The 13,967-nt window shown below is 69.1% G+C and carries 13 protein-coding genes; 10 read left to right on the forward strand and 3 right to left on the reverse strand.

Features of this window, described 5'->3' with window-relative positions:
- Both manD and ACIQJ5_RS16955 read left to right on the forward strand, forming a co-directional pair.
- On the forward strand, positions 1–1,239 hold the full coding sequence (gene manD / locus ACIQJ5_RS16950; RefSeq protein ID WP_402845534.1) for a D-mannonate dehydratase ManD: 1,239 nt from the start codon (positions 1–3) through the stop codon (positions 1,237–1,239).
- A complete protein-coding gene (locus ACIQJ5_RS16955; RefSeq protein WP_231092343.1) occupies positions 1,236–1,742 on the forward strand; it encodes a gluconokinase in 507 nt (168 codons plus the stop codon). Before manD ends, ACIQJ5_RS16955 begins: the two co-directional genes overlap by 4 nt.
- A gap of 52 nt (positions 1,743–1,794) precedes the next feature.
- On the opposite strand, the gene ACIQJ5_RS16960 is transcribed toward ACIQJ5_RS16955, so the two are convergent.
- Complete coding sequence (locus ACIQJ5_RS16960) at positions 1,795–1,917, reverse strand: hypothetical protein (protein ID WP_269143188.1); 123 nt, start codon at positions 1,915–1,917, stop codon at positions 1,795–1,797.
- A 203-nt stretch (positions 1,918–2,120) separates the two neighbouring features.
- On the opposite strand from ACIQJ5_RS16960, the gene ACIQJ5_RS16965 reads away from it, so the two are divergent.
- Positions 2,121–2,729: a 50S ribosomal protein L25/general stress protein Ctc gene (locus ACIQJ5_RS16965; RefSeq protein ID WP_231092344.1), complete on the forward strand. Its 609-nt coding sequence runs from the start codon at positions 2,121–2,123 to the stop codon at positions 2,727–2,729.
- 104 nt (positions 2,730–2,833) lie between these two features.
- A complete protein-coding gene (pth, locus tag ACIQJ5_RS16970) occupies positions 2,834–3,418 on the forward strand; it encodes an aminoacyl-tRNA hydrolase (protein ID WP_231092345.1) in 585 nt (194 codons plus the stop codon).
- A gap of 49 nt (positions 3,419–3,467) precedes the next feature.
- Here pth and ACIQJ5_RS16975 read toward each other — a convergent pair whose 3' ends face one another.
- Positions 3,468–4,214 carry a hypothetical protein gene (locus tag ACIQJ5_RS16975; RefSeq protein ID WP_402845537.1) on the reverse strand — a complete coding sequence of 249 codons (747 nt, stop codon included), beginning with the start codon at positions 4,212–4,214 and terminating at the stop codon, positions 3,468–3,470.
- 194 nt (positions 4,215–4,408) lie between these two features.
- Between ACIQJ5_RS16975 and mfd the strand changes: the two genes are divergently transcribed.
- The 4 genes from mfd to ACIQJ5_RS16995 all read left to right on the forward strand — a co-directional run bounded on the left by mfd (position 4,409) and on the right by ACIQJ5_RS16995 (position 10,633).
- Entirely contained in the window at positions 4,409–7,966 is a 3,558-nt protein-coding gene (gene mfd / locus ACIQJ5_RS16980) for a transcription-repair coupling factor (RefSeq protein ID WP_372459807.1), read from the forward strand.
- 43 nt (positions 7,967–8,009) lie between these two features.
- Positions 8,010–8,606, forward strand: coding sequence for a gamma carbonic anhydrase family protein (locus tag ACIQJ5_RS16985; protein WP_402845538.1), 597 nt, complete (start codon positions 8,010–8,012; stop codon positions 8,604–8,606).
- Positions 8,607–8,700: 94 nt separating this feature from the next.
- Positions 8,701–9,960, forward strand: a complete 1,260-nt coding sequence (locus ACIQJ5_RS16990) for a Na+/H+ antiporter NhaA (protein WP_402845539.1) — start codon at positions 8,701–8,703, stop codon at positions 9,958–9,960.
- Positions 9,961–9,988: 28 nt separating this feature from the next.
- Positions 9,989–10,633, forward strand: coding sequence for a MazG nucleotide pyrophosphohydrolase domain-containing protein (locus ACIQJ5_RS16995; RefSeq protein WP_402845541.1), 645 nt, complete (start codon positions 9,989–9,991; stop codon positions 10,631–10,633).
- Positions 10,634–10,637: 4 nt separating this feature from the next.
- Here the strand turns inward: ACIQJ5_RS16995 and ACIQJ5_RS17000 are convergent, their stop codons facing one another.
- Complete coding sequence (locus tag ACIQJ5_RS17000) at positions 10,638–11,186, reverse strand: NUDIX domain-containing protein (RefSeq protein ID WP_402845543.1); 549 nt, start codon at positions 11,184–11,186, stop codon at positions 10,638–10,640.
- Positions 11,187–11,286: 100 nt separating this feature from the next.
- Here ACIQJ5_RS17000 and dapA point away from each other — a divergent pair, with 100 nt between their 5' ends.
- Positions 11,287–12,264: a 4-hydroxy-tetrahydrodipicolinate synthase gene (gene dapA / locus ACIQJ5_RS17005; protein WP_231092351.1), complete on the forward strand. Its 978-nt coding sequence runs from the start codon at positions 11,287–11,289 to the stop codon at positions 12,262–12,264.
- Positions 12,265–12,273: 9 nt separating this feature from the next.
- Positions 12,274–13,953, forward strand: coding sequence for a ribonuclease J (locus ACIQJ5_RS17010; RefSeq protein WP_402845545.1), 1,680 nt, complete (start codon positions 12,274–12,276; stop codon positions 13,951–13,953).
- Positions 13,954–13,967: the final 14 nt, after the last annotated feature.

The following is a 13,967-nucleotide window of genomic DNA, read 5'->3' on the forward strand; positions in this document are numbered from 1 at the left end:
ATGATCATCGATCGCGCCGAAGTGATCGTCACCAGCCCGGGCCGCAACTTCGTGACCCTGAAGCTCACCACCGACGACGGGATCACGGGTCTCGGAGACGCGACCCTCAACGGTCGTGAACTGGCCGTGGTCGCGTACCTCACCGAGCACGTGGTGCCGCTGCTGCAGGGGATCGACGCTCATCGCATCGAGGACACCTGGCAGTTCCTGTACCGCAGCGCCTACTGGCGCCGTGGTCCCGTGACCATGGCCGCAATCGCCGCCGTGGACATGGCGCTCTGGGACATCAAGGCCAAATCCGCCGGGCTGCCGCTGTATCAGTTGCTGGGAGGGGCCAGCCGCCGGGGTCTGCTCGCCTACGGGCACGCATCCGGCACCGACATCCCCGAGCTGTTCGACTCGATCCGCGCTCACCAGGAACAGGGCTATCGCGCGATCCGCGTGCAGACCGGCGTACCGGGCCTGAAAGCCATCTACGGGATCGCATCGCAGTCGGCGGACGCAGGCGGCGGGGATGCCCGCTACGACCACGAGCCGGCCCGACGCGGGGCGAAGCCGGTGGAGGAGGACTGGGATACGCGCGCGTACCTTCGTCACCTGCCCGGCGTGTTCGAGGCCGTCCGCAACGAGTTCGGACCGGACCTGCCGCTCCTGCACGACGGGCACCACCGGATGACGCCGATCCAGGCCGCCAAGCTCGGCAAATCCCTGGAGCCGTACGACCTGTTCTGGCTGGAGGACTGCACGCCGGCGGAGAACCAGGAGGCACTCCGGCTCGTGCGCCAGCACACCACGACGCCGCTGGCCATTGGGGAGATCTTCAACACGGTGTGGGACTTCAAGGACCTCATCCGCGATCAGCTCATCGACTATGTTCGAGGTGCCGTCACTCACATGGGCGGTATCAGCCCCCTCAAGAAGACGGTCGACTACGCGGCGATGTACCAGATCAAGTCGGGCTTCCACGGCCCCACCGATATCTCCCCGGTCGGCATGGCTGCGCAGATGCACCTGGGACTGGCGATCCACAACTTCGGCATCCAGGAGTACATGCAGCATTCCGAGGCCACCGACCAGGTGTTCGAGCAGTCGTTCACGTGGCAGGACGGCCTGCTCCACCCCGGCGACCGGCCCGGCCTCGGCGTCGAGCTGAACCAGGACGAGGCGGGCAAGTACCCGTACGAGCAGGCCTACCTGCCGTTCAACCGACTGGCCGATGGGACGGTGCACGACTGGTGACGAATCCGCAGGTGTGCGTGATGGGGGTGTCCGCATCGGGGAAGTCGACCGTGGGCGCCCGCCTGGCGACCGAGCTCGGCGTTCCCTTCATCGATGGCGATGACCTGCATCCGGAGGCGAACCGTCGCAAGATGGCCGCGGGGACACCGCTCACCGATGACGATCGGTGGCCCTGGCTGGACGTGGTGGGGGAGACCTTCGCCGCTCACGCCGGTGCTGGCGTGGTGATCGCGTGCAGCGCGCTGCGCCGCGTCTATCGCGATCGGATCCGGGCGGCGGCGCCGCACGTGCACTTCGTGCTGCTGGACGGCTCGGCAGAGCTGCTCGCCGAGCGGGCGGCGGCGCGCACCGGTCACTTCATGCCGCCCGCGTTGCTGCAGTCGCAGCTGGACACCCTGGAGCGTCCCGACGTAGACGAGCACGCGAGTGTGGTGGACATCGCCGACCCCCTGGACATGGTGATCGAACGCGTCGTGCGAGATCTCCGCTCCGGCGTGCAGTGACGCACAAACGCCACAGGCCGCCGTCATCGACGGCGGCCTGTGGCGTTTGTCATCAGTCTTTGCGGTAGCCCGAGCGGCCCATGGAGAACATGGCACCGATCGCGCCCACCGTGCCGAGGCCGGTCAGAGCGAGAATCGCCCAGAAGATGATGTGGGTGACGTCAGCGGCAGTCATGCGCACTCCTCCAGGTTCGGTGTGGTTCCACGCTACCGGCTCGTCGGGTAAGATGGTGAATCGGCCTCGGCGAGGGACGCATTCGTGCGTCCGTGATCGACGTGGTGAGTGGCCCTTCCGGGACGCCTCCACGCTCGCTTCCCCCGTGTCGAGGCTCCAACACAGACCACCACACGATTCCGTGTGCTTGAAGGAGAACCACTATGTCTGACGACAACAAGGTCATCGCGGAGCTCCGCACCAACTTCGGCAAGGGTTTCGCCCGCCGTCTGCGTGCGGCCGGCCAGATCCCCGCCGTCATCTACGGTCACGGCACCGAGCCGGTGCACGTCGCCCTGCCCGGCCACCAGGTCAGCCTCATCATCCGTAAGGCCAACGCCCTGCTCGACCTGTCGGTCGACGGCAAGGACCAGCTGACCCTGGTCAAGGACGTGCAGAAGGACCCGGTGCGCCAGATCATCGAGCACATCGACCTGCTCGTGGTGAAGAAGGGCGAGAAGATCGCCGTCGACGTTCCCGTCGTGCTCGTCGGTGAGTCCGCTCCCGGCACGCTGGCCAACCTGGACGCGGTCACCATCGCGCTCGAGGTCGAGGCCACCCACATCCCCGAGCACGTCGAGGTCTCCGTCGAGGGCCTCGAGGACGGTACCCACATCACGGCTGCCGACCTGAAGCTCCCGAAGGGCGCGTCGCTGGCCGCCGACCCGGAGACGCTGATCGTCGCTGTCGCGATCCCGGTCGCCACCGACGTCGCAGCCGAGGAGATCGCCGAGGCCGACGCGGCCGAGGCCACGGAGCAGTCCGCCGAGTAATCCGGATCTTCGCGAAGGGGGTGCGCTCGGCGTGCCCCCTTCGTCGTCTCCGGTCACCGTCACGGTGCTGAGAGACTGTTGCTGCGCTTTCTTCGGGAGGGAACATGGCCGATACCTGGCTGATCGTCGGGCTCGGGAATCCGGGACCGCAGTATGAGGCGACCCGTCACAACGTGGGGCAGATGGTGATCGATGAGCTGGCCGCCCGCCGCAGCGAGCGCTTCAGCTCTCACAAGGCCGGTGCACGCGTCTCGGAGACCTGGCTGCGTCCCGGAGCGGCGAAGCTCATCCTGGCCAAGCCGAACTCCTTCATGAACGTCTCGGGGGGTCCGGTCTCCTCGCTCGCGAAGTTCTACGGCATCGCGCCCGATCATGTGGTGATCATCCACGACGAACTGGACATCCCGTTCGATTCCGTGAAGCTGAAGGTCGGCGGCGGCCACGGTGGGCACAACGGCGTCCGGGACGTCGCGAAGGCGCTCGGCACCCCCGAGTTCCCGCGCGTGCGCGTGGGCATCGGTCGTCCGCCCGGGCGGCAGGATCCCGCGGACTGGGTGCTGTCACCCTTCCCTGCGTCGCAGCGCCAGGAACTGGCGATGCTGATCGCCGATGCCGCGGACGCCGTGGAGATGACGGTGGACGAGGGCCTGCTCGCGGCGCAGCAGCGCTTTCACGCTCCGCGGGACTGACACCGCGGCTGATTGACACCGTGGCCGATTGACACCGTGGCTGCGGACCTCAGAGTGTCGCGCCGATGACCAGGCCCAGGACGACCGCACCGGAGAAGACCGGTAGCCCGAGGAAACCGAGGACGATCGCCCAGATGCCCCGTCCCCGTCCACGTCGCTGCGCCGCGGCCACGAATCCCAGCACGATGGCGAGGATGCCCAGCACCGTGCCGGCGTAGAAAGACATCTCCGCCAGGAGCTCCCATCCGGCCACGGGGCTCAGCCACGCGAGACTGCCCGAGATGTCCGCGCCGCTGGCAGCGAACTCCAGAAAGGCCGGACTGATCCGCACCGCCGCGATGCCCGCGGTGAGGGAGGCTCCCACGGTCGCGATCAGGCTCAGCACCAGGGCGACGGTGCCGAGCGTGCTCGGGCGCGGGCCCAGCGGGTTATCCAGCCCGGTGCCGTAGGCGGCATTCACCTGCTGCGTCCACGGTGACGCATACGGCTGTGCCGAAGTGCCCGGGTTGAGTTGCGGTGCGGCGGGCGACGGTGCAGGCGTCGTTGCATACGCCGGTGCGCCCGGGTAAGGGGGAGCAGCCGGCGCTCCATAAGCGTCGACCGGGCCCGGAGAGACGGCGCCGGGGATCGGTGGGGCACCATACGCCGGTGCGGAACCGTACGTTGGTGCTGTCGGCGGAGCAACCGGAGTCGTGGGGGCGTCGGGCCCCCAGGGGGCAGCGGCCGGGGGCGGCACCGGGGTATCCGATCCGAAGCCGGTCGTCGGGTCGTACTGCGGCTGATTCGCGTCGCTCACACGCCCATCCTAGGAGCCCGCAGGGACACCCGACGATGTCGCGAACCGAGGACCAGGCGGCGAAGTCATGACGGATCTGCGGACACCCTCATGCTTGCGCCGCACACTCCGGCATTCACCGCCGGCCGGCCCGAGGGGCTTTGCGGCCGTGGGCCCGCGGAGTCGGTGTCCGAGGCCCCGCGTAGACTCGTTCGGTGATGTTGTCTGGGATCGTCCGCGTTCTGAACACCGACGAATCGTTCGCGCCGCTGCGCGACGCCGCGCCCGCCGACGCCGACTTCGCGCTGGTCGACGGGCTGGACGCTCCAGCGCTCGCGGCGCTGCTGGACCGGCGTGCGGCCGCGGGCCGTCCGCCGGTGCTGCTGGCGATCACCCCGACCGGACACCGTGCCGAATCCCTTGCTTCCGCCCTGGAGTGCCTCATCCCGGGCGCGGAGGTCATGAGCTTCCCCGCCTGGGAGACGCTGCCCCATGAGCGCCTCAGCCCCAGCGCCGAGACCGTCGGCCGCCGGATGGCGGTGCTGCGGCGGCTGCGGAAGTGGGACGAGTCCGCGCCTCTCGTGGTGACGGCATCGGTGCGCGCAGCCCTGCAGCCCCTGGCCGCGGGGCTCGGTGACATCGCACCCATCGAGCTCGCCGTGCGCCAGCGCGGACACGAGCTGGAGACGGTGGTCACCACTCTCGTCGAGCTCGCCTACGCGCGTGTCGACATGGTGTCCCGCCGCGGCGAGTTCGCGGTGCGCGGCGGCATCCTGGACGTCTTCCCGCCTCTGGCCGACCACCCGTACCGCATTGAGTTCTTCGGCGACGAGGTCGATCAGATCCGTGCCTTCTCGGTGGCCGATCAGCGTTCGCTGCCGGGTGAGATCGACGCCGTCGTGCTCCCGCCCAGCCGCGAGCTGCTGCTGACGGCGCCGGTGCGGGCGCGGGCGGCGGAACTCGAACCGGCGTTTCCCGGGGTAGCGGGCATGCTCGCCAAGATGGCCGAGGGCATTCCGGTGGAGGGCATGGAATCCCTCAGCCCCGCCGTTGCCGGGCCGCTGGTCTCCCTCGCCGACTACCTCCCGGAGCGTGCCGCGGTGGCACTCGTGGATCCGGAGCGCGCGACGTCTCGCTCGATCACTCTCGGCGAGACCAACCGGGAGTTCCTGGAGGCCGCGTGGAACGCCGCCACGGGGGGAGCGGACGCGCCCGTCGACCTCGGTGCGGGCGATTTCCTGACCCTGGGCGCGCTGCGAGAAGCGGTGCACGCCCGCCGCGGCGTGTGGTGGAGTCTCAGCCCGTTCGACCCGGGCGATGCGGAGGACGCGGACGACGTGCGGGTCCCCGGTTCACCGGTGCCGTCGTTCCAGGGCAACGTGGAGGGCGCCACGAGCTACATCGGCGACCTGCTCGCCCGTGGCTGGGCCGTGGTGGTCGCCGCCGCGGGAACCGGGCTGGTCGAACGAGCCCGCGACGTGCTGTCCGAACGCGGGTTCGGGGCTCGTGTGGTCGAGGAACTCACCGAAGCGCCGGAGCGCGGTGTGGCCACGCTCGTGCGGGGCACCATCGAGAGCGGATTCCTCTCCGCCGAAGCGGAGCTGGCCGTCTTTACCGAGAGCGAGTTCTACGGCCGTACCATCGGTGGCTCGCAGGTGGTGAAGAAGCTGGCGTCGCGCCGCAAGAACGTGGTCGACCCGCTCCAGCTCAAGGCGGGAGACCACGTGGTGCACGCCACGCACGGCATCGGACGTTTCGTCGAGATGACCCAGCGCGAGGTGTCCACCGGCGGTCGCAACGCCCAGAAGAGTCTGCGCGACTACCTGGTGATCGAGTATGCGCCCAGCAAGCGCGGCTACCCGGGCGACAAGCTGTTCGTACCCACTGACCAGCTCGACCTCCTGAGCCGCTACGTCGGCGGCGAGGCCCCCGTGCTCTCCAAGATGGGCGGCAGCGACTGGGCGGCCGCCAAGTCGAAGGCCCGCAAGGCGGTGCGCGACATCGCCGTGGAGCTGGTGAAGCTGTACTCGGCGCGCATGGCGGCGAAGGGCCACGCCTTCGGACCCGACACCCCATGGCAGCGCGAGCTGGAGGAGGCGTTCCCCTTCGCGGAGACGCCCGACCAGCTGCAGACCATCGACGAGATCAAGCACGACATGGAGAGCCCGATCCCGATGGATCGTCTGCTCTCCGGCGATGTCGGTTTCGGCAAGACCGAGGTCGCCGTCCGCGCCGCGTTCAAGGCCATTCAGGACGGCAAGCAGGTGGCGATGCTCGTGCCCACCACCCTCCTGGTAAAGCAGCACCTCGAGACGTTCACCGAGCGTTTCGCCGGCTTCCCCGTCAAAGTGCGCCCGCTCTCGCGCTTCCAGACCGACAAGCAGGCGCGCGACGTGCTGGCGGGTTTGCTGGACGGGACGGTCGACATGGTCATCGGCACCCACCGGATCCTCACCGACAAGGTGATCTTCAAGGATCTCGGTCTGCTGATCATCGACGAGGAGCAGCGCTTCGGGGTCGAGCACAAGGACGCGCTGAAGAAGCTCAAGACGAACGTCGACATCCTGGCGATGAGTGCCACCCCCATCCCGCGGACGCTGGAGATGGCTGTCACCGGCATCCGGGAGATGTCCACGCTCGCCACCCCGCCGGAGGACCGTCACCCGATCCTCTCCTTCGTCGGGCCGAAGAACGACCGTCAGATCGCCGCGGCCATCCGCCGGGAGCTGCTGCGCGAGGGGCAGGTGTTCTACGTCCACAACCGGGTGCAGTCCATCCAGCGGGTCGCGCACGAACTCGCCGAACTCGTCCCGGAGGCGCGCATCGCAGTGGCGCACGGACGGATGGGGGAGCACCAGCTGGAGCAGGTGGTGGACGACTTCTGGGAGAAGAAGTTCGATGTCCTGGTGTCCACCACCATCATCGAAACCGGCCTGGACATCTCCAACGCCAACACGATCATCATCGACCGGGCCGACAAGTACGGGCTGTCGCAGCTTCACCAGCTGCGCGGGCGGGTCGGCCGCGGCCGCGAGCGGGCATATGCCTACTTCGTCTACGACGACACCAAGCCGCTGTCGGAGACCGCCGCCGATCGTCTGCAGACCATCGCCGTCAACAACGATCTCGGCTCCGGCATGCAGGTGGCACTGAAGGACCTCGAGCTGCGCGGCGCCGGCAACATGCTCGGCGCTGAGCAGGCGGGCCACATCGCGGGCGTCGGATTCGACCTCTACCTGCGCATGGTCGGGGAAGCCGTGGCCACGTTCCGCGGCGAAGAGACCGAGGGGCCCACGGAGCTGCGGCTCGAGCTGCCGGTGGATGCTCGCATCCCCGAGTCGTACATCGACAGCGAGCGTCTGCGGCTGGAGGCGTATCAGAAGCTGTCCTCCTCGGCCACGGCCACCTCCAAGGACGACATGATCGATCTCGTCATCGACGAGCTGGTCGATCGATACGGCCCGCTCCCGGAGGAGGTCGTCGGCCTTGTCGCCGTCGCCCGCCTCCGACGCCGAGCGGCGCAGGCCGGTCTCACCGACGTCGTCGCGATGGGCCCCAACCTGCGCATCGCCCCGGCGCACTTCGCCGACTCGATTCGCGTGCGCATGCAGCGGCTCTACCCCAACGCCAAGCTGATCGCCTCGGGCGAGGCCGTGGTGGTTCCCATTCCCCGTCCCGGTGGCGAGGCCATGCCGGATGCGGAACTCATCGCCTGGGTCGATCAGCTCTTCACCGCGCTGTACCCGCTGCCGGAGCCGAAGCCCGCCGCCTGATCCCCTCCTGGCGCCCCGTGCGGCGGAGCGTTAGCGTGACGGCATGGAGTTCGAGCACGAGGGAGTGCGACCGCGGGTGCACCCCGACGCGGTCGTCGCACAGACCGCGGTCATCTCGGGGGACGTCACGGTCGGAGCAGACTGCCAGATCCTGCACGGCGCGGTGATCACGGCGGAGGGCGGTGCCATCACGCTCGGCGAGAACGTCATCGTGATGGAGAACGCGGTGATCCGCGCCGTCGCATCCGCCCCGGTGCACATCGGCGACCACACCCTCATCGGGCCCGGGGCGAGCATCAGCGGTGCCACTGTGGGCGACGAGGTCTTCCTCGCCACCGGCACACGGGTCTTCAACGGAGCACGCATCGGCGAGCGCAGCGAAGTGCGCATCAGCGCCGTCGTTCATCTGCGCACGGTGCTTCCGCCGGACACCGTCGTCCCGATCGGGTGGGTCGCGATCGGTGATCCGGTCGAGATCCTCCCGCCGCACGAGCACGACCGCATCGCCGCCGCGCAACGGGAGCTGGATTTCCCCGGCTTCGTGTTCGGCGTCGATCGCGACACCCCGGACGTCATGGTGCAGCTGACGGAGCGCTACGGCCGGTCCCTGTCCCGGCACCGCTCCGATCGGGCGCTCTGAGGGCAGCGATCACCCGACCGGGTAGACTGGGTGAGGCCCTCGGGCCACGGTGTGTCGGGAAGCCTGGTCGACCGCGAGGAGAGAACTCCTCGTGATGACGCGAAAGGCACCCGTGAACGAGAAGAACACCCCTGCGCCCACGTCCCCGCAGCATGCCGCCGCACCGGCGCCCGCGCATCGCTTCGTCGCCCTGCTCCGCTCGGCGCGGTTTCCGGCCGTCGTGCTGCTCGCCGCAGCGGCCCTCGGGCTCCTCCTCGCCAACTCTCCCGTCGGCGCGGGCCTGATCTCCGTGCTGGAGGCGCATCCGCTCTTCCCGGGCACTCCCTTCGAGCTGTCCATCGCCCACTGGGTGTCCGACGGGTTGCTGGCCGTCTTCTTCTTCACGGCGGCGGTCGAACTGCGACACGAGCTCACGGTGGGTCGCCTGAGTCGGCCGAAGGAGGCGCTCGTGCCGGCGATCGCGGCCGCGGGCGGAGTGGTCGTCCCGGTCGCGATGTACCTGGCGATCGCGGCGGGGGAGGGGACCGCGCAGGGCTGGCCCATCCCCACGGCCACCGACATCGCCTTCGCCCTGGGCGTACTCGCCGTCTTCGGTACCGGGCTCCCGGCGAAGATCCGGGTCTTCCTGCTGGCACTGGCGATCCTCGACGACATCGTGGGCATCGTCTTCATCGCGGTGCTGTTCACCGCGGACCTGCAGATCGGCGCGCTGGTGCTGGCCGTGGTCCTCGTCGGTCTGTTCGCGTTCCTCAGCCGCATGCGTCCGAAGCGGGGACGCGGGCTGTGGGTCGCCCTCCTCGTCGTGGTCGCGGTCGCGACGTGGGCCGCCGTGCTGACCAGCGGTGTGCACGCGACCATCGCGGGTGTCGCGCTGGGACTGGCGATGGCCCCGCGCCCCGCGGATCGCACCGCCCATGTGCTGGAGCCGGCGGTCAACGGCGTCGTGCTGCCCGTGTTCGCCTTCGTCGCGGCGGCCGTGGTCGTTCCCGCTGTCGAGCCGGCCAACCTCAGCCCCGCTTTCTGGGGCGTGCTGATCGCCCTCCCGGTCGGCAAGATCGTGGGCATCACTGCGGCCGGGCTCATCGGCCAGCGGCTGCTGCGCACGAGCACGGCGGCGCGCCTGCCGCTCGTGGATCTGCTCATGGCGGGAACGCTGGGTGGCATCGGATTCACCGTCTCCCTCCTGCTGGGACAGCTCGCCTTCGGTGCGGATCACGAGCTCGGCGCCGAGGTGACGCTTGCCGTGCTCGGCGGCTCCGTGATCGCCATGCTCGCATCCGCGGTGTTCGTCAGCGTGCGAGCGCGCGCCTACCGCCGCGCTCAGTCACACGCGGCGCGGGCCGCGCGCGGCTGACACCTCCCGCGCGGGTATCGTCGGGCTCATGAGCGATCACCTCTCCGATGCATCCAGCCTCGATCGCGCGGCGGCGGTGATGCACGACGTCCGAGAACGATGCGTCTGGACGCAGCAGATGACGCACGAGGAGCTGATCCCGTACCTGCTGGAGGAGAGTGCGGAAGTCGTCGAGGCGGTCGAGACGGGCACGAGCGCCGACCTGAGGGAGGAGCTGGGAGACCTGCTCTGGCAGGTGCTCTTCCATGCCGAGATCTCGGCGCGTGCGGGGGAGTTCGGCATCGACGATGTCGCGAATGATCTGGCCGAGAAGATGATCCGACGCCACCCGCACGTCTTCGCGGGCGAGATCGCCCGCACTCCGCAGGAAGTGCTCCGGCACTGGAACGCGGCGAAGGCGGCGGAGAAGCGCGAGCGTCGCAGCGTGCTCGACGGCATCCCCGCCGCGATGCCTGCGCTGGCGCGCGCGCAGAAGGTGCTCGGTCGCGCGTCGTCGGTCGGGGTGCGGGCGGCTGCGCCCGGCGTCGCGCCGGCCGATGAGGCGCAGTTCGGGGACGCCCTGCTCGCACTCGTCGCGCAGGCCCGCGAGAACGGGTGGGACGCCGAACGCGCGCTGCGGGGGAGCGTGCGAGCGCTGGAGGATCGCGTGCGGGCCGCCGAGGCCGGGCAGTGATCTGTCAGCGCGCGAGCAGCTCCGGACGCAGATGGATCAGCGCGTACAGCAGAGCCGCGACGCTCTCGCCGTCGGAGATCTCGCCGTCGCGCACCATGGCGAGCACGTCCGTCAGAGCCGCCCAGCGCACGGCGTCGATGCCCTCCAGCGCCTGCTCGGCGCCGTCGTCGGCCGTCGCGCGGACACCGCGGGCGAGGAACACGTACTCCGGGGCCTCGGCGATGCCGTTGAGGGCGTTCATGCGGCCGATCATCGCCCATTCCGTCGCGACGAGACCGGTCTCCTCGCGCAGTTCCCGTCGCGCGGCGATCTCCGGCTCCTCGCCGTCGGTTCCGCCGGCAGGCACCTCCCACCCCGTCCCCGTCGTGTATCGATCCAGACGCACCAGGCACACTCGCTCCGCGTCGTCCACCGCCACGATGAAGACCGCCGGATGCTGCATGGTCACCACACCGTAGACGCCGTCGCCCGCGGGACCGGTCACCTGGTCTTCGCGCACGCTGATCCAGCGGTTCTCGTACACCGTGCGCGATCCGCGCGTCGTCCACGTCATCCGCTCAGCCTACGCACGCACCGGCGCGCTGTGCCGTCTCCCGAGACGTGCGGTGACGGCTCGGTGCGTCGGCACCGCCTCGGACCGGTACCCTGAGAGCATGACGCAAACGAGCAATCCCTTTGGACAGGTGCTCGTCGCGCTCGTCACTCCGATGACGGCCGACGGTGAGGTCGACTGGCCCTCCGTCGAGAAGCACATCGACGACGTCATCCGCAGCGGTGCGGACGGCATCGTGGTCACGGGAACCACGGGCGAGACCTCCACCCTGACCGACGCCGAGAAGCTGCGCCTGGTCGAGGTCGGAAAGGACGTCGCAGCCGGTCGCGCGAAGATCATCACCGGCGGCGGCTCGAACGAGACCGCGCACGCCATCGAGCTCTACAAGGCCAGTGAGAAGGCCGGAGCCGACGGCATCATGATCGTCACCCCGTACTACAACAAGCCCACCCAGGCGGGCATCCTCACGCACTTCCGTCTCGTCGCCGACGCGACGGATCTCCCGGTCATCCTGTACGACATCCCCGGACGCACCGGCGTCCCGATCAAGTACGAGACCATCCTTCGTCTGGCCAAGCACCCGAACATCCTCGCCGTGAAGGACGCCAAGGGCGACTTCAGCGAGGTCAGCCGCGTGCTGAACCAGACCGACCTCATGTACTTCTCCGGCGACGATGCGAACGTGCTCCCGCACCTCGCGATCGGCGCCACCGGACTCATCGGCGTCACGGCGAACATCGCCGCAGCGCCCTATCGGACCATCGTCGACGCGGTCAACCGCGGCGACCTCGCGGCAGCCACCGCGCAGCACAAGAAGCTCGAACCGCTGGTTCGCGCCACCATGACGCATGTGCCGGGGACCATCGCCGCGAAGTACATCTTGCATGGGCTGGGACGCATCTCCAGCCCCCGCGTTCGCCTTCCCCTGGTGGGGCCGGAGGAGTGGGAAGCCGCGATCATCGAGGACGAGCTGGCGCTCGTGACCGATGTCGAGGGCGTCGACTTCTCCAACTTCCGCCCGGATCGCAACGCGGCGGCGGGTGGAGCCCTGCCGAAGGTGCACGGCACAACACGCTGAAAGGCCCACATGGCAGGCACCACGATCGTCACTCCTCCCGCACTGGCGGCGGGAACCCTCCGCATCACACCGCTCGGCGGTCTCGGCGAGGTCGGTCGCAACATGACCGTCTTCGAGTACGAGGGCAAGCTCCTCATCGTCGACTGCGGTGTGCTCTTCCCCGAGGAGCACCAGCCCGGCGTCGACCTCATCCTCGCCGACATGGAGCCGATCCGCGATCGCCTCCGCGACGTCGAGGGCGTCGTGCTGACGCACGGCCACGAAGACCACATCGGCGGCGTGCCGTATCTGCTGCGCAACCGCAACGACATCCCCCTGATGGGCTCGGCGCTCACGCTCGCCCTCACCGAGGCGAAGCTCAAGGAGCACCGCATCAAGGCGGACACCCGCGTGGTCCGCGAGGGCCAGCGGCTGTCCGTCGGCCCGTTCGACCTCGAGTTCGTCGCGGTCAACCACTCCATCCCCGACGCCCTCGCCGTGGTCATCCGCACGCCAGCGGGTACGGTGCTCGGCACCGGTGACTTCAAGATGGACCAGCTCCCGCTGGACGGCCGGATCACGGACCTGCGCGCCTTCGCCCGGCTGGGCGAGGAGGGCGTCGACCTGTTCATGGTGGACTCCACGAACGCGGACGTCCCCGGCTTCACGCCCACCGAGCGCGCGATCGGCCCGGTGCTGGAGGATGTCATCGGACGCTCTCCGCGCCGCGTCATCGTCGCCAGCTTCTCCAGCCACGTGCACCGCGTGCAGCAGGTGATCGATGCAGCCCACAAGCACGGCCGTCGCGTCGCGCTGCTCGGACGCTCGATGGTGCGCAACATGACCATCGCCGAAGACCTGGGCTACCTGCACGTGCCCGACGGCGTGCTCATCGACTACAAGAAGGCGAAGGACCTGCCGGACGACAAGATCGTCTACATGTCCACCGGTTCGCAGGGCGAGCCGATGGCCGTGCTCTCGCGCATGGCCAACCTCGATCACGCGATCGAGCCCGGCCCGGGGGACACCATCATCCTCGCCTCCAGCCTCATCCCCGGCAACGAGAACGCGGTCTACCGCGTGATCGACGGCCTCACCAAGCTCGGTGCGACGGTGGTCCACAAGGGCAACGCCAAGGTTCACGTGTCGGGCCACGCGGCCGCCGGCGAACTGCTGTACTGCTACAACATCCTCAAGCCCCGCAACGTGATGCCGATCCACGGCGAGTACCGTCACCTGGTCGCCAACGCCCGGCTGGCCCAGGACACCGGCATCCCGGCAGATCGCACCATCATCGGCGAGAACGGCACCGTCGTCGACCTCAAGGACGGCGATGCGAAGGTGGTCGGTCAGCTCGACCTCGGCTTCGTGTACGTCGATGGCTCCTCGGTGGGCGGCGTCACGGAGAACGAGCTGAAGGACCGCCGCATCCTCGCGGAGGAGGGGTTCGTCTCGATCATCGTCGTGGTGGACGCCAAGACCGGCAAGGTGATCTCGGGGCCGGAGATCCACGCCCGCGGCATGGCCGAGGACGACGCCGTATTCGACGACATCAAGCCGAAGATCGCCGCAGCGCTGGCCGAGGCCGCAGGCAACGGTGTTCGCGACACGCATGCGCTCAGCCAGATCGTCCGGCGCACGATCGGGCGCTGGGTGAACCAGCGGCTGCGTCGCCGGCCGATGATCGTCCCGCTGGTGATCTCCGCCTGAGAGCGTCGGAAGGC

Source organism: Microbacterium sp. GXS0129 (assembly GCF_044769785.1).
In the GTDB taxonomy this organism is placed as follows: Bacteria; Actinomycetota; Actinomycetes; order Actinomycetales; family Microbacteriaceae; genus Microbacterium; species Microbacterium nymphoidis.

What these genes read in the sequence shown, in the direction of transcription:
- manD (WP_402845534.1), top strand. Translation starts at nt 1, where the DNA reads ATGATCATCGATCGCGCCGAAGTGATCGTCACCAGCCCGGGCCGCAAC.
- ACIQJ5_RS16960 (WP_269143188.1), bottom strand. Translation starts at nt 1,917, where the DNA reads ATGACTGCCGCTGACGTCACCCACATCATCTTCTGGGCGATTCTCGCT.
- ACIQJ5_RS16965 (WP_231092344.1), top strand. Translation starts at nt 2,121, where the DNA reads ATGTCTGACGACAACAAGGTCATCGCGGAGCTCCGCACCAACTTCGGC.
- pth (WP_231092345.1), top strand. Translation starts at nt 2,834, where the DNA reads ATGGCCGATACCTGGCTGATCGTCGGGCTCGGGAATCCGGGACCGCAG.
- ACIQJ5_RS16985 (WP_402845538.1), top strand. Translation starts at nt 8,010, where the DNA reads ATGGAGTTCGAGCACGAGGGAGTGCGACCGCGGGTGCACCCCGACGCG.
- ACIQJ5_RS16990 (WP_402845539.1), top strand. Translation starts at nt 8,701, where the DNA reads ATGACGCGAAAGGCACCCGTGAACGAGAAGAACACCCCTGCGCCCACG.
- ACIQJ5_RS16995 (WP_402845541.1), top strand. Translation starts at nt 9,989, where the DNA reads ATGAGCGATCACCTCTCCGATGCATCCAGCCTCGATCGCGCGGCGGCG.
- ACIQJ5_RS17000 (WP_402845543.1), bottom strand. Translation starts at nt 11,186, where the DNA reads ATGACGTGGACGACGCGCGGATCGCGCACGGTGTACGAGAACCGCTGG.
- dapA (WP_231092351.1), top strand. Translation starts at nt 11,287, where the DNA reads ATGACGCAAACGAGCAATCCCTTTGGACAGGTGCTCGTCGCGCTCGTC.
- ACIQJ5_RS17010 (WP_402845545.1), top strand. Translation starts at nt 12,274, where the DNA reads ATGGCAGGCACCACGATCGTCACTCCTCCCGCACTGGCGGCGGGAACC.